Consider the following 20,865-nt stretch of genomic DNA (forward strand, 5'->3'; position numbering starts at 1 on the left):
GGGGTGGGCGGGCGTACCGGAGAGGGCTACTTGGTGTTTCGGCGGTCCCAGGCGTCGAGGAGGGCGGTGCCGCGGAGGCCGGCGTTGATGCCGAGCCAGCGGGCCGGTTCGGGTTCCCAGCGGCGGGAACGGTGGTTGACCCAGGGGAGCTCGGTCAGGGGGGAGCTGCGGTTCAGGATCAGGTCGGTCAGTGTGCGGCCGGCCAGGTTGGTGGCCGCCACGCCGTCGCCGACGTAGCCGCCCGCCCAGGCCAGGCCGTCGTGGAGGCCGACCGAGGGCATCCAGTCGCGGGGGATGCCGAGCGGGCCGCCCCAGCGGTGGGTGATCTCCGGGCGGATGCCGAAGAGCTCGGTGATGGTGTCGCGGAGGGCCTCGAAGACCGACGGCTCGCGGTCGAAGGACGCCTCGACGCGGGAGCCGAAGTGGTAGGGCGCGCCGCGGCCGCCGAAGGCGAGACGGTCGTCGGCGGTGCGCTGACCGTAGATGACCATGCGGCGTTCGTCGGTGAAGGTCTCCCGGCGGCGCAGGCCGATGCGGTCCCAGTCGGCGGCGGAGAGTGGCTCGGTGGCGACCATCAGCGAGTAGACCGGGGCGACCACGCGGCGGTAGCCGTCCAGGGCCGGTGTGTAGCCCTCCAGTGCCCGGACGATCGTGTCGGCGCGCACAACGCCGCGATCTGTCGTGACATATCCCTTTTTTATGGACAGGGCGCGCGTCGACTCATGGATCGTGACGCCCCGCGAAGCGACCACCGAGGCCAGGCCGCGGACCAGCTTCGCGGGGTGCAGGGCGGCGCAGTGCTCGGTGTAGTAGCCGCCGAGGACGCCGTTCGCGCCGCAGATGTCGTGAGCGGCGGCGGCGGAGAGCAGGCCGGGGGAGCCCTGCAGCCGGCGGAGCTGGCCGGGCGTGCGGGCCAGCGAGATCATCCCGCCCTTGGCGTAGTCGCAGTCGATGCCCTCGGCGGCGGCTGCCCGGCCCACCTCGTCGACGGTGCCGGCGAGCGCGGCGGTCATGGCGGCGGCCTTCGCGGGGCCGAATCGGCGGGCGAGCTTCGGCTCGGCGACCGGGAAGAGGCCGGACGCCCAGCCGCCGTTGCGGCCGGAGGCGCCGAACCCGCAGTACTCCGCCTCGATGATCACGATCCGCAGCGAGGGGTCGGCCTTGGCGAGGTAGTAGGCGGTCCAGAGGCCGGTGTAGCCGCCGCCGACGATGGCGACGTCCGCGTCACGGTCGCCGGGCAGGGGGGATCGCCCCTCGAACGGTCCGATCGCGTCGAGCCAGAACGAGGGGTGATGGGTGTCGCTCATTTATCTGGTTCCCCAGGCATAGGTCTGTTTGGCGAGTTTCAGGTACATGAAGGTGTCGGTGGCGGCGACGCCCTCGATCGCGCGGACCTTGGTGTTGAGCAGGTCCAGCAGGTGTTCGTCGTCGGTGCAGACCAGCTCGACCAGGAGGTCGTACCGGCCGGCGGCGATCACCACGTAGTCCACCTCGGGGATGGCCGCCAGCTTGTCGGCGATCTCCCGGAGGTCGCCGTTGACCCGCAGACCGACCATCGCCTGCCGGGCGAAGCCCAGGGTGAGTGGGTCGGTGACCGCGACGATCTGCATCAGGCCGCCGTCCAGCAGGCGCTGTACGCGCTGCCGGACGGCGGCTTCGGAGAGACCGATCGTCTTGGCGAGCGTGGCGTACGACATCCGTCCGTCACGCTGCAGGTGATCGATGATCTGCTTGTTGATCTCGTCCAGGCCCGTGTCACTCACGGCGAGATTCTTTCCTGTGAGGACGTGCTCGGGCAAAGAGGAGTTCCCTTCAGTCGTTCCGGAGTGCGGTGGTCAGGATGTCGATGCCGCGGCGCAGGTCCTCGTCGGAGATGACCAGCGGCGGCAGGAACCGGAGCACGTTGCCGTAGGTTCCGCAGGTCAGCGTGAGCAGACCGGCCGCGTGGCAGGCCTGGGAGACGGCCGCGGTGCGCGCGGCGTCCGGGTCGAGCCCGCCCGGCACGACCAGTTCGACGGCGATCATCGCGCCCCGCCCGCGGACGTCGGCGATTCCCTGATCGTTCTCGGCCAGCGCGACGAGAGCGGGCTTGAGGATCGACGCGATCCGCTGCGCTGCGCTCGCGAGGTCGAGGTCGCGCATCGTCTCGATGGCGGCGAGTGCGGCGGCGCAGGCCACCGGATTTCCACCGTACGTCCCACCCAAGCCGCCCGCGTGCACCGCGTCCATGAGGTCGGCCCGCCCGACGACACCGGCGATCGGCAGCCCGCCGCCCATGCCCTTGGCCGTGGTGATCAGGTCCGGCTCGAGGCCCTCGTCCTCGGAGGCGAACCACTGGCCCGTACGGCAGAAACCGGTCTGGATCTCGTCGGCGATGAATACCACGCCGTTGGCGGAAGCCCAGGCCGCGATGGCCGGGAGGAAGCCGGGCGCGGGCACGATGAACCCGCCCTCGCCCTGGATCGGCTCGATCAGCACGGCCGCGACGTTGTCGGCACCGACCTGCTTCTCGATCACGTCGATCGCCTTGCGGGCCGCCTCGGCGCCGTCCAGCCCGCCGTCGCGCAGCGGGTACGACATCGGTGCCCGGTACACCTCCGGCGCGAACGGCCCGAACCGGTGCTTGTACGGCATGTTCTTCGCGGTCAGCGCCATCGTCAGGTTGGTCCGCCCGTGGTACGCGTGGTCGAAGACCACCACGGCGGGCCGCCCGGTCGCGTGCCGGGCGATCTTGACGGCGTTCTCCACGGCCTCGGCACCCGAGTTGAAGAGCGCCGCCCGCTTCTCGAACGACCCCGGGGTCAGCTCGATCAGCTGCTCGCAGACCGCGACGTACGACTCGTACGGCGCGACCATGAAGCAGGTGTGGGTGAAACGCTCGACCTGCGCCCGGACCGCCTCGACCACCTTCGGCGCGGCGTTGCCGACGTTGGTGACCGCGATGCCGGACGCGAAGTCCAGCCACTCCCTGCCGTCGACGTCGGTCAGCGTGCCGCCGCCGGCCTTCTCGATATAGAAAGGGATGGTCGAGCCGACGCCGCGGGCGACCGCCGCGACCCGGCGCTTGTGGATGTCATCGGAGACGGACACGGTCACGCCCCCACGTTGTGCATGACGTGCTTGATCCGGGTGTAGTCCTCCAGGCCGTACACGGAGAGGTCCTTGCCGTGGCCGGAGTGCTTGAACCCGCCGTGCGGCATCTCGGCGACCAGCGGGATGTGGCAGTTGACCCAGACACAGCCGAAGTCGAGCTGCTGGGTCATCCGCATGGCCCGGCCGTGGTCCTTGGTCCAGACGCTGGAGGCGAGCGCGTAGTCGACGCCGTTCGCGTACGCCACGGCCTCGGCCTCGTCGGTGAACCTCTGCACGGTGATGACCGGCCCGAAGACCTCGTTCTGGATGATCTCGTCGTCCTGCTTCAGCCCGGCGACGACGGTGGGGGAGAAGAAGTAGCCCCGGTCGCCGACCCGGGCCCCACCGGCCTCGACGCTCGCGTGGTTCGGGAGGCGCTCGATGAAACCGGCCACCCGGGCCAGCTGGCCCGCGTTGTTGACCGGGCCGTACAGAACGTCCTCGTCGTCCGGCTGACCGGTTTTGATTCCCTTGGCCTGGGCGGCGAGAGCCGCGACGAAGTCGTCGTACACGCCGGGGGCGACCAGCACCCGGGTGGCGGCGGTGCAGTCCTGGCCGGCGTTGAAGTAGCCCGCCTCGGCGATCGCCGCGGCGGCGGCCTCGATGTCGGCGTCGTCGAAGACCACGACCGGGGCCTTGCCGCCCAGCTCCAGGTGGGTGCGCTTGAGGTCGGCGGCGGCGCTGCCGGCCACCTCCATGCCGGCGCGGACCGAGCCGGTGATCGACACCATCTGCGGCGTACGGTGCTCGACCAGCGCGCGCCCGGTGTCACGGTCGCCGAGGACCACGTTGAAGACACCGGCCGGGAAGAACTCGGCGGCGATCTCGGCCAGCCTGACACTGGTGACCGGGGTGGTGTCGGAGGGCTTGAGGACCACGGCGTTACCCGCGGCGAGCGCCGGGGCGATCTTCCAGACCGCCATCATCAGCGGGTAGTTCCAGGGCGTGACCTGGGCGCAGACGCCGATCGGCTCGCGGCGTACGTAGCTCTCGAAGCCGTTCATGTACTGCCCGGCGGAGCGGCCCTCGAGCAGGCGGGCGGCGCCGGCGAAGAAGCGGATCTGGTCGACGGCGGGCGGGATCTCCTCGCTCGCGGTCAGGCCGAGCGGCTTGCCGGTGTTCTGCGACTCGAGCGCGACCAGCTCGCCGGCCCGCGCCTCGATCGCGTCGGCGAACTTGAGCAGCGCCTTCTGCCGGTCGCTCGGGGTGGTGGTGCGCCACTCGGCGAACGCGGTGGAGGCCGCGGTCATCGCCCGGTCGACGTCCTCGGCGCCGGAGACGGGCGCCGAGGCGAAGACCTCGCCGGACGAGGGGTCGATCAGGTCGGCGTACCGGCCCTCGACGGGGGCGACCGCTTCACCGCCGATGAAGTTGTTGAGAACGGTCTTGGCGGTCATCCGGCCTCCAGCTGTGGTATCAGTGCATGCCGCCCCATCTTTTCCGCTGATTCCGTGGCGAACAAGGGGGCAGATCCATTTTTCCGTGTTAACAGCGTGTGTTCACGTATTACGGCGGCGGATCGCGAGCACCGCCACGTCGTCCTCGGTGCCGGCCCCGTCCATCACCGAGGCGCAGACCGTCTCCGCATTCTCCGCCCGAACCGCGGCCAGCAGGCGGTCGACGCCGGTATCGATCACCTCATCGCGGCGCTCGACCAGGCCGTCGGTGTAGCAGAGCAGCAGCGCGCCGTGCGGGAGGGGGAGCGCGGCGCTCCGCCGGGGCGCGTGCTGGCGGCTGATCCCGAGCGGCGGGTCGACCGGGACGTCCGCCAGCCGGCACCGGTCGCCGGGCGTCGCGATCGCCGGCCGCAGGTGGCCGGCCGAGGAGAGCACGATGCGGGTCCGGTCCGGGCTGACCATCCCGTACAGGGCGGTGGTCAGGCTGCCCGCCTCGAAGTGGTGCACCTTGCGGTCGAGCAGGGTGAGCGCGTCCGCCGGGTCGTCGCAGACCAGCGCGTACGCCCGCAGCGCGCTCCGGACCCGGCCCATCACCACCGCCGAGGCGAGCCCGTGGCCGGAGACGTCGCCGATCACCACGCCGAGCCAGCCGGTGGGGAGGCGGAAGACGTCGTACCAGTCGCCGCCGACGCCGAACGCGTGACCGGGGGCGTACCGGGCGGCCAGCTCGACACCGGGCACCTCGGGCAGCCGGGCCGGGAGCAGGCTGCGCTGCAGGGCGAGCGCGGCGGCCTGGTCCAGTTCGGCGGAGCGCAGCCGCCGGGCCTGGTCGGCGCGGTCCGCGACCTGCTTCAGCCGGTGCACCTCAGTGTCGCCGAGAGCCCGGCCCTCGGCGACGGCGTCCTCGACGAGCCCGAGGAACTCATCGAGGACGTCGTCGAGTGATGTCGCATCAGGATCCTTGATGCGTCGGGGCACGGTGTCAGCCTAGTGTCCGGGACCGGGCGCCGACGGTAACCGCACGCCCCGATTACGCGGGGCGCACCGTGGTGGGCGTCGTCAACCGCCGATCCGCTCCGGCCTCGCGGACCGGGCCGGTGAGGCGTACGGTGCCGGTCAACGGCAGCTCCCCGGCCGAGGTTCCGACGAGTATCCGCAGGTCACCGGGCTCGACGATGCGGCGCATGTCCCGCCCGGTGAACGCGGTCCGGTCGGTGTGCACCCGGAACTCCACCTCGGCGGCGGCGCCCGCGGCGAGCGGCACGCGACTGAAACCGGACAGCTGCTTGACCGGACGGGTGACGGACGCGACCGGGTCGGCGAGGTAGAGCTGCACCACCTCGGCGCCGTCCCGCTCCCCGGTGTTGCGGACCCGCGCGGTCACGGTGAACTCCCCGTCGGTCGGCACCTCGTCGTGGCTGATCCGCAGATCGTCCACGGCGAACGTGGTGTAGGACCGGCCGTACCCGAAAGGGAAGAGGGGTGTGGGGTCCAGATTGCTCACTCCGGTGTGCACGGCGCCGAGTTTCGGCTGCAGGTAGGTGCCGGGCTGCCCACCGGGCGTCCGGGGGATCTGCACCGGCAGCCTGCCCTGCGGCTGGACACGCCCGCTCAGCACCCCGGCGATCGCCCGTGCGGCCGCCTGCCCCGGCATGAACGCCTGCACGAGACCGGCGACCCGGCCGTCCAGGAAGCCGAGCGCGTACGGCCGCCCGGAGACCACCACCACGACGACCGGCTTCCCGGTGGCGATCAGCTCCTCCAGCAGTTCGGCCTGCACGCCCGGCAGCCGCAGGTCGCCGGCGTCGCAGCCCTCGCCGGAGGTGCCGCCGCCGAAGAGCCCGGCCAGGTCGCCGACGAACGCGATCACCAGGTCGCTCTCCCCGGCCGCGGTCACCGCCTCGCCGAAGCCGGACCGGTCGGTCCCGTCCACCGCGCAGCCCGGGGCGTAGGTGATCTCGTTGACCGGGAACTCGGCGCGCAGCGCCTCCACCGCGGTCGGGATGTCCAGCCCGAGCCCCATCGAGGGGTAGCGCGGCAGCACGTGGTTCGGGAACGCGTAGCAGCCGAGGAAGGTGCGCGCGTCGTCCGCGGCGGGCCCGACGACGGCGATCCGGAACCGCTCGGTGACCGGCAGCGCGCTCCCCGGGTCGAGCAGCACGATCGAGCGTTCGGCCAGCTCGATCGCGATGTCCTGGTTCTCCGGCGAGTCGAGCACGGCGAGCGGCGCGCGCTCCACCGACGCCTCCGGCGTCCAGTCCGGGTCCAGCAACCCGAGGTGCGCCTTCTGGGTGAGCACCCTCCGGACCGATCTCTCCACGTACGCCACGTCGAGCTCACCGGAGCGGACACGGTCGACGAGCGCCGATCCGTAGCAGACCGTGTCCGGCAGCTCGACGTCGATCCCGGCGGTGATCGCCAGCATGCCCGCCTCGCCGGGCCGCTCGGCGATCCCGTGGTTCCCGGCGAGGAACGGGACCGCCCAGTAGTCCGAGACGACCGTGCCGGTGAAGCCCCACAGGCCGCGGAGCACCTCGGTGAAGAGCCACGGGTCGGAGCCGGCCGGCACCCCGTCGATCTCCGAGTAGGAGTTCATCACCGAGCCCGCCGAGGCTTCCCGGACGGCGTACTCGAAAGGCGGCAGGATGACATCGATCAGCTCGCGCCGGCCCATCGAGACCGGGCCGTGGTTGCGCGCCCCGCGGGACGCGGAGTAGCCCGCGAAGTGCTTGAGCGTGGCGATCACCCCGCTGCTCTGCAGGCCGGTCACGTACGCCCCGTTGATCAGCGAGACCAGGTACGGGTCCTCTCCCACGCTCTCCTCGACACGTCCCCAGCGGTAGTCGCGGACCACGTCGAGCACCGGCGAGAGCCCCTGGTGGACGCCGAGCGCGGTCATGTCCCGCCCGATCGCGGCGGCCATCCGCTCGATCAGCGCCGGGTCGAAGGTCGCGCCCCAGCCCAGCGCCGAGGGGTAGACGGTGGCGCCGTACGCGGTGAACCCGGTGAGGCACTCCTCGTGGACGATCGCGGGGATGCCGAGCCGGGACGCCATCACGATCCGCTGCTGCCGGACCAGCTCGGCGGCGCCCTCGGCCGGGCTGACCGGGACGCTGCCGTAGATCCGGGTCAGGTGCCCGAGCCCGTGCCGCGCCGCCTCATCGAGGGACACCCGGCCGCCGGCCTCGAAGGCGTCCTGCATCGGCGCGACGTTGTGCTCGGCCTCCGGCGGTGGTCCGTCACCCATGTCGTTGCCGAGCCACCGGCTGCCCAGCTGCGCCACCTTCTCCTCGAGGGTCATCTCGGCGAGCAGTGCCTCCACCCGGTCCGCGATCGGTAGTTCCGGATCGCGCCAGGGCTGGGTCACCTGTTCTGTTGTCATGATGCCTCCGAAAGTTTCGGCGGTCCGCACACCCCGCGATTGACGCCTACTCTCGCGCTCCGGGCACGGTTCCGGCAAGGGCCTTGACACTCATCACTACGAAACCCTACGTTAACGAAACCTCGCGTTAATTTGCGGCGGCCGCTCGTAAGTTCCGGAACCAGGTGACCGCCGTCGCCCCATCGCTTATTCACTCGCCGCGCCTGCCCGCGCGGCTTGCTTCGAGTACGGAGAACAGCGTGAAGCGCAGGAATTTCCTCAGCCTCACCGCGGGTACCGCCGCGGCCGCGGGTCTCGCCGCGTGTGGCAGTTCCGGTCCCAACGACACCTCCGGCGGCGGGGCCACTGGCGACGCCGCGTCCTACTGGTTCCTCAGCGGCCCGCCCGGTGAGCCGATCCGCACCGCCGCGGTCGAGCGGTTCACCAAGGCCAACCCGGACAACCAGATCAAGATCACGGCGATTCAGAACGACGCGTACAAGGACAAGCTGAAGACCGCGCTCGGCGCGGGCACGGCGCCCAGCATGATCTGGGGCTGGGGCGGCGGTGGCCTGAAGAGCTACGTGGACGCCGGCCAGGTCGACGACCTGACCGACTGGTTCGGCCAGAACGCCGCGGTCAAGGACCGGCTCTTCCCGTCCTCGTTCGGCCCGGCCACCATCGACGGCAAGATCTACGCGATGCCGTGCGAGACGGTCCAGCCGATCATCTGCCTCTACAACAAGGACGCCTTCGCGAAGGCCGGCGTCTCGGCACCGCCGCAGACCTGGCAGGAGCTGATGAGCATCCTGCCGAAGTTCAACGACAAGGGCATCGCGCCCTTCTCGCTGGGCGGCCAGTCCCGCTGGACCAACATGATGTGGCTGGAGTTCCTCTTCGACCGGATCGGCGGCCCGGACGTCTTCAACGCGGCGTACAACGGCACCAAGGACGCCTGGAGCGCGCCGGCCTCGATCAAGGGCCTCACCGAGATCCAGAACTTCATCAACGCCAAGGGCTTCATCAAGGGCTTCTCCTCGATCACCGCGGACTCCAACGCCGACCAGGCGCTGCTCTACCGCGGCAAGGCCGCCATGGAGCTGCACGGCTCCTGGTCCTACGGCATCATCAAGGCCGAGGGCGGCAGCTTCATCAAGGACGGCAAGCTCGGCTTCTTCAACTTCCCGGCGTACGACGGCGGCACCGGCGACCCGACCAACACCGTCGGCAACGCGGGCCAGTACCTCTCGATCTACGCGAAGGCCACCGCCGCGCAGAAGGAGACCGCGAAGAAGTTCTTCACCAGCCTGCTCGACGACACCGAGCAGCAGGGCTGGATCGACACCGGCGGCGTCCCGATCGTCCAGGGCTCGAACAGCAAGCTCGCCTCCTCGCCGGACGCCGAGTTCCTCAACTTCATCTACGACGTGGCCTCCAAGGCGGGCAACTTCGCCCAGTCCTGGGACCAGGCGCTCAGCCCGACCGCGGCGGAGACCCTGCTGGACAACATCGCCAAGCTCTTCCAGCTGTCGATCTCCCCGCAGCAGTTCGCCGACAACATGAACCAGGTCATCGGCAAATGACCATCGCTCCGCCCGCCATACCGACTGCTCCGCCCGCTGGTTCCGGTGGGCGGAGCACGTCCGTCTCCTGGATGGCGTGGCCGGCCCTGATCGCGTTCGTCGCGTTCGGGGCCGTCCCGCTCGTCGGGGTGCTGGCGCTCAGCTTCACCTCGTGGAGCGGGGTCACCCCCGAGATCACCTTCGCCGGACTGGACAGCTGGAAGTCCGTGCTCACCGACCCGGACCTGCCGCACGCGGTGTGGGTCACCTTCCTGATCATGGCGCTCTCCTGGCTCGTGCAGACCCCGATCTCGGTGCTGCTCGGCGTCTTCATCGCCGCGCACAAGCGGTACCGTGGCGTGCTCGCGGTGCTCTTCTTCATCCCGCTGCTGCTCAGCCAGGCCGCCATCTCGATCACGTACAAGATGCTGCTGGACCCGAACTTCGGGCTCGGCGCGGGCCTCGGCTTCGAGTTCCTGCAGCAGGACTGGCTCGGCGACGGCACGCTCGCGGTCGGCGTGGTCATCTTCGTGGTCTCCTGGCAGTTCATCCCGTTCCACACGCTGATCTACCAGGGCGGCGTACGCCAGATCCCGGCCTCGCTCTACGAGGCCGCGCAGATCGACGGTGCCGGCCGGGTCAAGCAGTTCTTCAGTATCACGCTGCCGCAGCTCAAGTACACGCTGATCACCTCCTCGACGCTGATGGTGGTCGGCTCGCTGACCTTCTTCGACCTGATCTACGTGCTGACCGCGGGCGGGCCGGGCGACGCGACCCGGGCGCTGGCGGTCGACATGTACCAGCGCGGCTTCAAGGCCAACCTGATGGGCCCGGCCAGCGCGATCGCGGTCATCCTGGTCCTGGTCGGGCTGCTGCTGGCGCTGCTGCTGCGCCGGCTGGGCGGCAAGGACGCGACCGCCAGCCAGCTGGAAGGGGCCTGACATGACGGCCATGATCGACAGCCGTACGTCCGGGCGGATCAGCGAGGTGCCACCCGCGCCCGGCAACCGGCGTGCCCGGCTCCTGCAGTACAACTGGCTCGGCGGCCTGGCCGGCTGGCTCTGGCTGCTGATCGTGGTGGTCCCGATCTACTGGATCGTGATCACCAGCCTGAAGATGCAGGCCGACTACTACGACACCAACCCGCTCGCGCCGCCGGCCTCGCCGACGCTGGAGAACTACCGGTTCGTCCTGGAGAACGACTTCGCCCGGTACTTCATGAACAGCGTGATCGTCACGGTCTGCGCGGTGGCACCGGCCGTGCTCTTCTCGTTCATGGCGGCGTACGCGATCGTCCGGGGCAGCGCCGCGAGCCGGTTCCTGCGCGGCGTGAACGGCCTCTTCCTGATGGGTCTCGCCATCCCGCTCCAGGCGGTGATCATCCCGATCTATCTGATCATCACCCGGATCCAGATGTACGACACCCTCGGCGCGATCATCCTGCCGCAGCTGGCGTTCGCCATTCCGCTCTCGGTGCTGGTGCTCTCCAACTTCATCCGTGACGTACCGAAGGAGCTCTTCGAATCGATGCGGATGGACGGCGCCACCGAGTGGGGCACGCTCTGGCGGCTGGCGTTCCCGCTGACCCGGCCGGCCCTGGTGACGGTCACCATCTACCAGGGACTCCTGGCGTGGAACAACTTCGTGCTGCCGCTGATCCTGACCCAGAGCCCGGAACAGCGCACGCTGCCGCTGGCGCTCTGGAGTTTCCAGGGCCAGTACAGCGTGAACATCCCGGCGGTGCTCGCCTCCGTGGTGCTGACCACGCTGCCGATCCTGACGCTGTACATCATCGGCCGGCGTCAGCTGCTCAGCGGCCTGACCGCCGGCTTCAGCAAGTAGGACCCTCGCTCGATCTCATGCGGCCTGGCCGCTGGCCTCCGCCAGCAGCCGGGTCCGCGTCTCACTCAGGGGCGCGGTGCTCTCCCGGGTCATCAGCTTGGTGACCAGCTCCACCCGGGGCGTCTCGATGGCCTCGCCGCGCGACAACCGCAGGACGGTACGCGCGGCGAGCGCCCCCATCTCGGCGAGCGGCTGGCGGACCGTGGTCAGCGGCGGCGAGGACCAGCACGCGTCCGGCAGGTCGTCGAAACCGATCACGCTCAGGTCGTCCGGCACCCGCAGGCCGCGCCGCCGGGCCGCCTCGTAGACGCCGAACGCCATCTGGTCGCTGGACGCGAAGATCGCGGTGGGCGGGCCGGCCCGGTCGAGTAGCCGTCCACCGGCGAGGAAGCCCGTCTCGTTGCTGAAGTCGCCCTGCTCGATCAGCTCCGGGTCGACCGGCAGCCCGGCGCTCTCCATCGCGGCGCGGAACCCGTCCAGCCGGGCCCGGCTGCAGAGCAGATCGCGCGGTCCCTCGATGAAGCCGATCCGCCGGTGACCGAGGCTGATCAGGTGGTCGGTGGCCGTGCGCCCGCCGGACCAGTTCGTCGCGCCGATCGTCGGCACGTCCGCCGCCGCGCCGCCCGCCGGGTCGATGATCACCACGGGGACGCGCAGCCGGTGCAGCTCGTTGTGCACCGGCTCGGCCACGTCGGAGGTCACGAAGATGACGCCGTCCGAGGCGCGGGCCCGGAGGTTCTGCAGCCACTGGCGGGTCGCGGTGGTCCGCCGGTGCACCTGGGAGACCACGGTGCCGACCCCGGCCGCGTGGGTGACGTCCTCCACGCCGCGGATCAGTTCGAGGGCCCACGGGCTGTCCAGGTCGTTGAAGACCAGGTCGATCAGCCGGGCGCGTCCGGAATGCCGAGAGTTGCGGGGCCGGTAGTCGTGCTCGCGGAGTAGTTGCTCGATCAGCTCGCGGGTCGAGGCGGAGACGTCGGAACGTCCGTTGAGCACTCGCGAAACCGTCGGAACGGACACTCCGGCCGCCTGCGCGATGGCCGCGATCGTGACACGCTGCTTGCCGACAGCCATGGGGGAACTCCTCGTTCCGGGGTGCATCGCCTGCAACTTACGAACCCGGTATCGGAATTCTGCCACGTCTTCCCATGGTCATCCGCATCCTGTGCAGCGGATTTTTATTAACCGGTTAAGCCCAGGCTGCTGTTTCCGCAGCTGGCAGGGCCTGGACCAGCTTCGTAAGTTCCGGAAGCGGTTCGGCCCGGCCGCGGAGAAAATCGGCCGGGCCGTCGGGGCGTTTCCGCCGCTGCCCTGGGAAAACGCTCTCAGGAGAACTGCGGGATGATCTCCTCGGCGAAGCGCAGCATCGGCTCGTGCTCGTAGGCCACCCGCGGCACGTACACGATCAGGTAGTCGGCACCCGCCTCGCGCAGCGCCTCGATCCGTCCCGCCACGTCACCCAGCGGCTGGCCGAGGTCCAGGTGCAGGCTGGTCGACTTGGTGATGGCGTCGTAGTCCCGGCCCAGGTCGTCGCAGTGCTTCCGGAGCACGCCGAGCTTCTGCTCGACGATCTCCGGGTCGCCGTTGCCGATGTTGCAGGCGTCCGCGTACTTCGCGACCAGCTTCAGCGTGACCTTCTCACCACCGCCGCCGAGCCAGAGCGGGGGCTTGCGGCCGCCCGCGCCCTTCGGCTCGTTGATCGGCCCGTCGATCGCGTAGTGCTTCCCGGTGAAGACCGGCCGCTCCTCGGTCCACATCCGGGTGATCACCTCGACGGCCTCGCGGAACTCGGCCATCCGCTGCGGGATCTCGGTCCACTCGTAGCCGTACGCCTTCCACTCGTGCTCGTACCACCCCGCGCCGAGTCCCGCGTAGAGCCGCCCCCGGCTGGCGACGTCCACGGTCGACGCGATCTTCGCGTAGAGCGAGGGCTGCCGGTACCCGTTGCACCCCACCATCTGCCCGATGTTGACCCGCGTCGTGTCCCGGGCCAGCGTCGAGGTCACCGTCCAGCACTCGAACGTCGTGTTGATCGTCGGCTCGGGCACGGTGTGAAAGTGGTCGTACACCCAGACGCTGTCCCACGGCCCGGCGTCCGCCAGTTTCGCCACCGTCGTCATGGCTTCGTACTGCTCCACCGGATCCGCGATCTCCACAAGATCCATCCGCCAGCCCTGCGGCACGAAAACCCCGAATCGCATGCTCATGATCCCAACCTACCGACTCCATCGACCCACTTGGTCCCCTCACCCCGAGGGACTGCCCGGGAAACGGTGTAAACGGCATCGCATCGATCGCGGAGTGCCAGGTCAACGCCTTCCGTGCACCGCCGTCACGGCGATCGGTGGACCGTCCCCACCCCGACGGCCGCCCCACCCCGACGGCCGCCCCGCGCCGCCGGCTGCCCAGCCGTCGGTTGCTGGCTGGTGTTGGGGGGCTTCGGGCATCCTTCAGTGCCAGCCGCCGGTTTCTGGCCGGGACTGAGAGGTGACCCTGCTGGTCACATCTGGACCACCTGGCGGGACGCCGGGTCCCGTGACCGGGTGCCGCCCGCCCGAACACTCGCCGTCCGCGGATCGTCGGCCCCGCCTGCCGCGGTTCGTTCGTGGACCGGCCGGGCGGCACCCCGCGGGCGGTGAGCCGGCGGTCCAGGGCTCCCCGGGCCGGTCGGCTGGCGATTCGGGGTGCCTCGCGGGCCGGTCCGGCTGGCGATCCGGGGTGTCTCAGTCCTGGTCGGCTGGCGATCCGGGGTGTCTCAGGCGCTCCGAGTGACCCGTGAACGCCAGCCGCGCCGGGAAAGCTGGCGCTCACGGGTCACTCCGGCCCGCCGAGGCACCCCTGAGCACCAGCCACCAAGATCATCACCGCAGTTGATCATGAAATGTTGATCAAGTCCGGCCAGCCGGGGCCCACCCCGACCGGGGGAAACCCCCATCCCTAACGGAACAGTGGCACATAACAGTGATCTTGGCCCGGGGCCCTGTGGACAAACCCCGGCTGTGGATAACCCCCGCCCCGGACCATGACCGAGAACGCCCATCCCGCGGCCCTCGCCGGCGACGACGATCCCGCCGGAATCGACCAGCGGGGTCAGAGGTGTGTCGGGCCGTCTCGGGCGCCCCTCAGAACCGGCCAGGAGCGGGGGCAGCAGGCGAGCGTGGGCCGGTGGGGTGGGAGGCGATGGGTGATGGGCGGCGGGTGATGAGGGTGGGTGGTCAGAGGTGGTGGCGGAGGAAGCGGCGGAGGGAGTCGAGGAAATCGGTGGGTGGGGGTGCGGGGATGGCGTGGAGGATCTCGGTGTCGGTGGGTGGGCGGGCCTCGCGCAGAGCGGTGCGCAGGACGGTGGGGTCGACGGCGGTGCCCGCGGTGAGCTGGAGGGTGGCGCGGCCGCGGGTGGCGACGAAGCCGCTGCGGTCGGCGAGGTCGATGGTCGGGGTCAGGGACGAGGTCGTGGTGGAGGCGGCCTCGGTGGTGTCGGCGTCGGAGCAGCGAAGGTTGTGGGCGCAGGGGTAGGTGTAACGGGTCTTGAAGCTGATCCGGAACGTCGCGGGGTCGGCGCCGTCGGGGAGGGTGGTGGGCTCGAAGAGGTCGCCGTCGGGGGAGGCGCCGAAGGAGCGGCCGATCGAGCGGTAGCCGGGGATGGTGACGACGTAGAGGGCGCCGTGCGGGTAGCCGGCCCGGCGCAGTGCCTGGTCGGCCTCGGTGGGGCCGGTGTTGCGGAGCAGGAGGGCGCCGGAGGCGACCACGGCGAGCAGCAGGAGTGCGGCCAGGATCCGGAGCGGCCAGCTGTGCGTCAGCACCGCGGCGACCAGGACGAAGAGGAGGCCGCCGGAGAGCAGGGTGAGGCGGCCGGAGCGGACGATCTCCAGTTCGGCGCTGTCGGCGATCAGCCAGCCCAGGGTCCAGAGGGTGCCGCCGGCGACGGTGACCAGGAAGGCCCAGGTCACCCGGCCGGTGGTGGTGGCGCCGAGCGGGGTGGCGGCGCGGGTGCCGCCGGCGAGCAGTACCAGCAGCAGGATCGTGCCGGCGGCGAGGACGGCGAGGACGGCCGTGGTCAGCAGGGCGTTGCCGGCTACCCGGTAGCCGTGCGCGACGCCCTGGAAGACGAGCGGGAGGAAGGCGCCGAGCAGCAGGACGGCGCCGAGTTGGCGGGTGAGCTGGCCGTTCCGCGACACGGGCGGGTCGGCGACCAGGGGCAGGGCGGGTGTGGCAGAACGATGGTCCGCGGCCATCGGGACAGGGTGGCAGCATCGGCGGCCTCCGTGCAGCCCCGGAAATCGCAGATAGGGGCACTGTGGACCAACGCCGCGGAACCGGTCGTTCACCGCATGTGATCATGAGTGGGGAAGTTTTCCTACGGGTTTTGGGGAGATAATTCCGTCGGATCGTTGACGGAAAAATTACGGGTTGCTTACGGTAGCCGCGTGTCGGCAACGATAGGCGTCCACGCGCTGGTCAGACGGGCTCACGAGGAGCGCGTCCTGGCCATCCTGCGGGAGTGCGGAACCCTGAGCCGGGCCCAGATCGCGGCCCGCTCGGGGCTGTCGCGCACCACGCTCTCCGAGATCACCGGCGATCTGCTCGGGCGCGGGGCGATCGTCAAGGTGACCACCGACGCGCATCAGCGGGCCGGGAGCGGGCGGCCGGCCGAGCTGCTGGCGCTCGATCCGCGGTCCGGGCAGTTCCTCGGGGTGGACCTCGGGCACACCCGGGTGCGCGTGGTGGTCACCGACGCGGCCCACGAGATCATCGCGAGCGGGGTGACCCGGTACTCGCCGCGGACCTCGCTCGCCGTGCGGGTCCGGTCCGGCCTCGCCCTGATCGACCGGATGAGCCGGGAGCAGGGGATAGGGCTCTCCGCGCTGCAGGGCGTCGGGGTCGGGGTGACCGGGCCGTACCCGGCGGGCAGCGCGCGGGCCGACGTGTCGGCGGCCTTCCGGGAACGGTTCACGGCTCCGGTGCTGGTCGACAACAACACCCGGTTCGCGGCGCTGGCCGAGGCCGGGACGACCGACGCGCGGGACGTGCTCTACGTCCGGCTCGCGGACGGCATCGGCGGCGGGCTGGTGGTCGGCGGCCGGCTGGTCGCGGGGGCCGGGGGAGCGGCCGGCGAGTTCGGGCACGTGCTCGCGGAGCCCGGCGGCGCGACGTGCCGCTGCGGCAAGCGGGGCTGTCTGGAGACGGTCGCCTCGGTGGGGCCGGCGCTGGCCGCGGCGGGGGTCGCGGATCTGGACGAGCTGGCCGGGCGGTGTGCCGAGCCGGGGATCGCGGCGGCCATGGAGCGGATCGGCGCCGCGGTGGGCCGGGTGCTCGCCGCGGCGGCGCTGATCCTCGACCCGGAGCTGATCGTGATCGGCGGAAGCCTGCCGCCGGCCGCCCCGGCGATCGTGGACCGGGCCGCGGCGGTGGTGGCGGCGGGGCGGATCCCGGCCGGTCACGACGTCGCGGGGAGCGGCACGCGGCCGCGTGGGCCGGTGGTGCGGGCGGCGCTGCTGGGGGATGACGACGGGGCCCGCGGGGCGGTGGCGGCGCTGTACCGGCAGTCGCCGTTGCTGGCCGGGTACGGGGACTCGGAGGGGAGTGGGGCGTGACGCTTGTCGAGGCGGAGACCGACGTTGCGGTGAGCCGGGGGGAGCTCGGGCGCCGTGCTCCGGGCGTACCCAGGACGGTCTTGAACCTGATCTCGGTCCTGGTGGGGTTGGGGGTCTGGTGGGGGGCGTCGCTGACCGGGATTGATATTCCGGGGCCGGCCGTGGTGCTGAAGCGGGGAATGGAACTCGCGGCGGACGGGACGCTCGGGGCGGATGTGCTGGCGAGCGTGAAACGGGTGCTGAGTGGATTCCTGCTCGGGGTGCTCGCGGCCGTTCCGGTGGGATTCCTGATGGGGTGGTATCCGGCGGTGCGGGCGCTGGTGGAACCGTGGATTCAATTCTTCCGGACCATTCCGCCGCTGGCGCTGATCCCGCTCGCCATCGTATTGATGGGCATCGAGGAGACGCCGAAGATCTTCGTGATCTTCCTGGCCTCGTTCCTCTCCTGCGTGATCGCCACGCTGCAGGGCGTGCTGACCGTGGACCGGACGCTGCTCAACGCGGCGCGGGTGCTCGGCGCGAACGACCGGGTGATCTTCGCGCGGGTGGTGATCCCGGCGTCGTCGCCGTTCATCCTGGTCGGGATGCGGATCGGGCTGGGCTCGTCGTGGGCCACCCTGGTCGCCGCCGAGCTGATCGCCGCCCAGCAGGGGCTGGGCTATCGCATGCAGAGCGCGCAGCTCTACTACGACCTGCCGACGATCTTCGTCGGGCTGATCAGCATCGGTCTGCTGGGTCTGCTGATGGACCGGCTCCTGCTGCTCGCCGAACGCCGGCTGACCGACTGGCAGGAGACCCGATGATCACCGTCGAGAACGTCCGCAAGGTTTTCCCGCTGCCGAAGGGCGAGGAGTTCGTCGCGCTCGGGGACGTGTCGCTGGCGCTGCAGGACAACGAGTTCGTCACCGTCGTCGGGCCCTCGGGCTGTGGGAAGTCCACGCTGCTGAACATCCTGGCCGGGCTCGAGACGCCGACCCGCGGACGGGCGCTGGTCGACGGCGAGCCGGTCACCGGGCCCGGACCGGAGCGCGGCGTGATCTTCCAGCAGTACGCGCTCTTCCCCTGGCTGACCGTACGCAAGAATGTCGAATTCGGACTGCGGAACCGGGGTGTGCCGCGTGCCGAACGGCGGGCGACCGCCGACCACTTCATCGAGCTGGTCGGGCTGGAGCGGTTCGCCGACGCGCTGCCCAAGACCCTCTCCGGCGGCATGAAGCAGCGGGTGGCGATCGCCCGCGCCTACGCCGTCAACCCGTCGATCCTGCTGATGGACGAGCCGTTCGGCGCGGTCGACGCGCTCACCCGGGTCCGCCTGCAGGAGCAGCTGCTCGCCACGTGGAGCCAGGAGAGGCGCACCGTCCTGTTCATCACCCACGACGTCGACGAGGCGGTGTTCCTGGCGAACCGGGTGGTCGTGATGGCCGCCCGCCCGGGACGGATCGCCGAGATCGTCGACGTGGATCTGCCGTACCCCCGTACCGAGGAATCGCGGCTCAGCCCGCGATTCACCGCGCTCCGGAATCGCGTGTGGAGCGCCGTCTATCACCAGGAGTCTGTCGCATGAAGCGCCGTGCATTCTTGTCCGCCGCCCTGCTCGCCGGAGTGGCGGCATGCTCTAGCGAGAGCGAAAAATCATCGGAAAAACTGATATTCGGTTATATCGCCGACTACAACGGCGCGAGTCTGCCGGCCATCGCGGACGACCAGGGGCTCTGGGCCAAGCGCGGGCTGGAGGCCACCCTCAAGGTCTTCACCAACGGACCGCTTCAGATCACCGCGATGAACGCCGGTGACCTGGACTACGGCTACATCGGGCCGGGTGCGGTCTGGTTGCCCGCCTCCGGCAAGGCGAAGATCATCGCGCTGAACTCGCTCGGCAACGCCGACCGGGTGATCGCGCAGGCCGGCATCACCGATCTCACCCAGCTCAGGGGGAAGAAGATCGGCGTACCGGAGGGCACCTCGGGCGACATGATCCTGACGCTGGCGCTGAAGAAGGCCGGGCTGAGCGGCGACGACGTGCAGCGGGTGCCGATGGAGGCGGCCACCATCGTGACCGCGTTCGGCTCGGGCCAGATCGACGCGGCCGGGATCTGGTACCCGCTGCTGAACACGATCAAGGCGAAGAAGCCGGACCTGGTCGAGCTCGCCAAGGACGCCGACTTCGCCGCCGAGGTGTCGTTCCCGACCGCGTTCGTCGGCGGCAACGACGTCGCGGCGGCGAAGACCGCCAAGGTGGTGCAGGTGCTGCGCGAGGCGATGGACTACCGGGCGGCGCACCCGGACGAGACGGCGGCGCTGGTGGCGGCGCTGAACAAGCAGACCGTCGACGCGGTGAAGGCGGACGCGGCGAACAGCGAGATGCTCGACTCCGCGACGCTGGTCAAGTACACGGCCGACGGCACGATCGCCACGTGGCTGACCGGGATGGGGGACTACTTCGTCGGGGCCGGCAAGCTGCCGAGCAACCCGGACCCGTCGACCTACTACTCGGGTGAGGGCTTCGCGCAGTGAACCTCCTCTTCCTGATGACCGATCAGCACCGGGTGGACACGCTCGGGGCGTACGGGAATCCGCACGTGGCCACCCCGAACCTGGACCGGCTGGCCGCCACCGGAACCCGGTTCGACCGCTGGTACACCCCGACCGCGATCTGCACGCCGGCCCGGGCCAGCCTGCTCACCGGGCAGGCGCCGTTCCGGCACAAGGTGCTCGCCAACCGGGAGCGCAACGTCGGGTACCAGGAGGATCTGCCGGACGGCGCGTTCACCTTCGGGGAGGCGCTGCGGGAGCGGGGCTACAACTGCGGGTTGCTCGGGAAGTGGCATGCCAGCAGCGCGAAGACGCCGGCGGACTACGGGTTCGACGGGCCGCACCTGCCGGGGTGGCACAACCCCGTGGAGCACGAGGACTATCTGGCGTACCTCAAGGAGCACGATCTTCCGCCGTACGAGATCCACGACCGGATCCGGGGGACGCTGCCGAACGGCGGGCCGGGGAATCTGCTGGCCGCGCGGTTGAGGCAGCCGGTGGAGGCCACCTTCGAGCACTATCTGGCGACGCGGACGATCGAGCTTCTGCGGCGATACAGCGCGGAGAACCGGCCGTTCTACCTCGCCACCCACTTCTTCGGGCCGCATCTGCCCTACATCGTGCCCGACGAGTACTTCGACATGATCGACCCGGCGGTCGTCGAGTTACCGAAATCGATCGCGGAGACGTTCGAGGGGAAGCCGCCGGTGCAGCGGAACTACTCCGCCCACTGGACCTTCGACAGCATGCCGATCGAGGTCACCCGGAAGCTGATCGCCGTCTACTGGGGTTACGTCTCGATGATCGACGTCGAGATCGGCCGGATCCTGGACGAAATCGATGTATTGGGTATAAGCCAGGAAACATCTGTATTTTTCACCTGCGATCATGGAGAGTTCACCGGCTCGCACCGCCTCCATGACAAGGGCCCGGCGATGTACGAGGACATCTACCGGACCCCGGGCATCGTCCGCATCCCGGGCGCGCCGCCGCAGGTCAGGGACGAGTTCGTCAGCCTCCTCGACTGCACCGCGACGATCCTCGACCTGGCCGGGGTGGACACGGCGCCGGCGGTCGACTCGCGCAGCCTCGTCCCGCTGGTGAAGGGCGAGGACCCGGGCTGGCAGCCGGACATCGTCTGCGAGTTCCACGGGCACCACTTCCCGTACCCGCAGCGGATGCTCCGCGACGACCGTTACAAGCTGGTCGTCAACCCGGAGTCGGTGAACGAGCTCTACGACCTGGAGCGCGACCCCGACGAGCTGCTCAACGTCTACCACCACCCGGAGATGGCGCCGGTCCGGGAGCGGATGACGGCCCGCCTCTACCGCCTGCTGGTGGAGCGGGACGACCGCTTCTACCACTGGATGACGTCGATGTATCCGGTCGGCGCGGTGGACCACGACCCCACCCTGAGCGGCCTCGACGACCAATCCTACCTATCCTAG

Annotated in this window: 17 protein-coding genes; 8 read left to right on the plus strand and 9 right to left on the minus strand. The window is 70.3% G+C overall.

Going from position 1 to position 20,865, the window contains the following annotated elements; translation table 11 throughout:
• Positions 1-26: 26 nt before the first annotated feature.
• The 6 genes from AB0M08_RS28505 to AB0M08_RS28530 all read right to left on the minus strand — a co-directional run bounded on the left by AB0M08_RS28505 (position 27) and on the right by AB0M08_RS28530 (position 7,911).
• Positions 27-1,307, minus strand: a complete 1,281-nt coding sequence (locus AB0M08_RS28505) for an FAD-dependent oxidoreductase (RefSeq protein ID WP_364499519.1) — start codon at positions 1,305-1,307, stop codon at positions 27-29.
• Complete coding sequence (locus AB0M08_RS28510; protein WP_364499521.1) at positions 1,308-1,763, minus strand: Lrp/AsnC family transcriptional regulator; 456 nt, start codon at positions 1,761-1,763, stop codon at positions 1,308-1,310.
• Positions 1,764-1,812: 49 nt separating this feature from the next.
• Positions 1,813-3,090: a 4-aminobutyrate--2-oxoglutarate transaminase gene (gabT, locus tag AB0M08_RS28515; protein ID WP_364499690.1), complete on the minus strand. Its 1,278-nt coding sequence runs from the start codon at positions 3,088-3,090 to the stop codon at positions 1,813-1,815.
• A gap of 2 nt (positions 3,091-3,092) precedes the next feature.
• Positions 3,093-4,529, minus strand: coding sequence for a gamma-aminobutyraldehyde dehydrogenase (locus AB0M08_RS28520; RefSeq protein ID WP_364499523.1), 1,437 nt, complete (start codon positions 4,527-4,529; stop codon positions 3,093-3,095).
• Positions 4,530-4,631: 102 nt separating this feature from the next.
• Positions 4,632-5,507 carry a PP2C family protein-serine/threonine phosphatase gene (locus tag AB0M08_RS28525; protein ID WP_364499525.1) on the minus strand — a complete coding sequence of 292 codons (876 nt, stop codon included), beginning with the start codon at positions 5,505-5,507 and terminating at the stop codon, positions 4,632-4,634.
• Between the two features lie 52 nt (positions 5,508-5,559).
• A complete protein-coding gene (locus AB0M08_RS28530; protein WP_364499528.1) occupies positions 5,560-7,911 on the minus strand; it encodes a glycoside hydrolase family 3 N-terminal domain-containing protein in 2,352 nt (783 codons plus the stop codon).
• Positions 7,912-8,150: 239 nt separating this feature from the next.
• Between AB0M08_RS28530 and AB0M08_RS28535 the strand changes: the two genes are divergently transcribed.
• The 3 genes from AB0M08_RS28535 to AB0M08_RS28545 all read left to right on the plus strand — a co-directional run bounded on the left by AB0M08_RS28535 (position 8,151) and on the right by AB0M08_RS28545 (position 11,294).
• A complete protein-coding gene (locus AB0M08_RS28535) occupies positions 8,151-9,473 on the plus strand; it encodes an extracellular solute-binding protein (RefSeq protein WP_364499531.1) in 1,323 nt (440 codons plus the stop codon).
• 71 nt (positions 9,474-9,544) lie between these two features.
• On the plus strand, positions 9,545-10,393 hold the full coding sequence (locus AB0M08_RS28540; RefSeq protein ID WP_364499533.1) for a sugar ABC transporter permease: 849 nt from the start codon (positions 9,545-9,547) through the stop codon (positions 10,391-10,393).
• Position 10,394: 1 nt separating this feature from the next.
• Positions 10,395-11,294 (plus strand): carbohydrate ABC transporter permease, encoded by a 900-nt coding sequence (locus AB0M08_RS28545; RefSeq protein ID WP_364499535.1) that lies wholly within the window; start codon positions 10,395-10,397, stop codon positions 11,292-11,294.
• A 15-nt stretch (positions 11,295-11,309) separates the two neighbouring features.
• On the opposite strand, the gene AB0M08_RS28550 is transcribed toward AB0M08_RS28545, so the two are convergent.
• From AB0M08_RS28550 to AB0M08_RS28560, 3 genes are all read right to left on the minus strand, one after another.
• On the minus strand, positions 11,310-12,368 hold the full coding sequence (locus AB0M08_RS28550) for a LacI family DNA-binding transcriptional regulator (protein WP_364499538.1): 1,059 nt from the start codon (positions 12,366-12,368) through the stop codon (positions 11,310-11,312).
• Between the two features lie 251 nt (positions 12,369-12,619).
• Positions 12,620-13,501, minus strand: a complete 882-nt coding sequence (locus AB0M08_RS28555; protein ID WP_364499541.1) for an LLM class F420-dependent oxidoreductase — start codon at positions 13,499-13,501, stop codon at positions 12,620-12,622.
• 1,008 nt (positions 13,502-14,509) lie between these two features.
• Positions 14,510-15,526, minus strand: coding sequence for a hypothetical protein (locus tag AB0M08_RS28560; RefSeq protein ID WP_364499543.1), 1,017 nt, complete (start codon positions 15,524-15,526; stop codon positions 14,510-14,512).
• Positions 15,527-15,718: 192 nt separating this feature from the next.
• On the opposite strand from AB0M08_RS28560, the gene AB0M08_RS28565 reads away from it, so the two are divergent.
• From AB0M08_RS28565 to AB0M08_RS28585, 5 genes are read left to right on the plus strand one after another with little or no spacing between them, the layout of a single operon-like run.
• Positions 15,719-16,885 (plus strand): ROK family transcriptional regulator, encoded by a 1,167-nt coding sequence (locus AB0M08_RS28565; RefSeq protein ID WP_364499546.1) that lies wholly within the window; start codon positions 15,719-15,721, stop codon positions 16,883-16,885.
• Positions 16,882-17,688 carry an ABC transporter permease gene (locus AB0M08_RS28570; RefSeq protein WP_364499549.1) on the plus strand — a complete coding sequence of 269 codons (807 nt, stop codon included), beginning with the start codon at positions 16,882-16,884 and terminating at the stop codon, positions 17,686-17,688. The genes AB0M08_RS28565 and AB0M08_RS28570 overlap by 4 nt, the downstream gene beginning before the upstream one ends.
• A complete protein-coding gene (locus tag AB0M08_RS28575; protein ID WP_364499552.1) occupies positions 17,685-18,449 on the plus strand; it encodes an ABC transporter ATP-binding protein in 765 nt (254 codons plus the stop codon). Before AB0M08_RS28570 ends, AB0M08_RS28575 begins: the two co-directional genes overlap by 4 nt.
• The gene (locus AB0M08_RS28580) at positions 18,446-19,399 is read left to right on the plus strand and encodes an aliphatic sulfonate ABC transporter substrate-binding protein (protein ID WP_364499555.1); all 954 of its coding nucleotides are present in this window, start codon (positions 18,446-18,448) and stop codon (positions 19,397-19,399) included. The genes AB0M08_RS28575 and AB0M08_RS28580 overlap by 4 nt, the downstream gene beginning before the upstream one ends.
• Positions 19,396-20,865 carry a sulfatase-like hydrolase/transferase gene (locus AB0M08_RS28585; RefSeq protein WP_364499557.1) on the plus strand — a complete coding sequence of 490 codons (1,470 nt, stop codon included), beginning with the start codon at positions 19,396-19,398 and terminating at the stop codon, positions 20,863-20,865. Before AB0M08_RS28580 ends, AB0M08_RS28585 begins: the two co-directional genes overlap by 4 nt.

The organism is Actinoplanes sp. NPDC051851 (genome assembly GCF_040681165.1).
GTDB lineage: Bacteria > Actinomycetota > Actinomycetes > Mycobacteriales > Micromonosporaceae > Actinoplanes.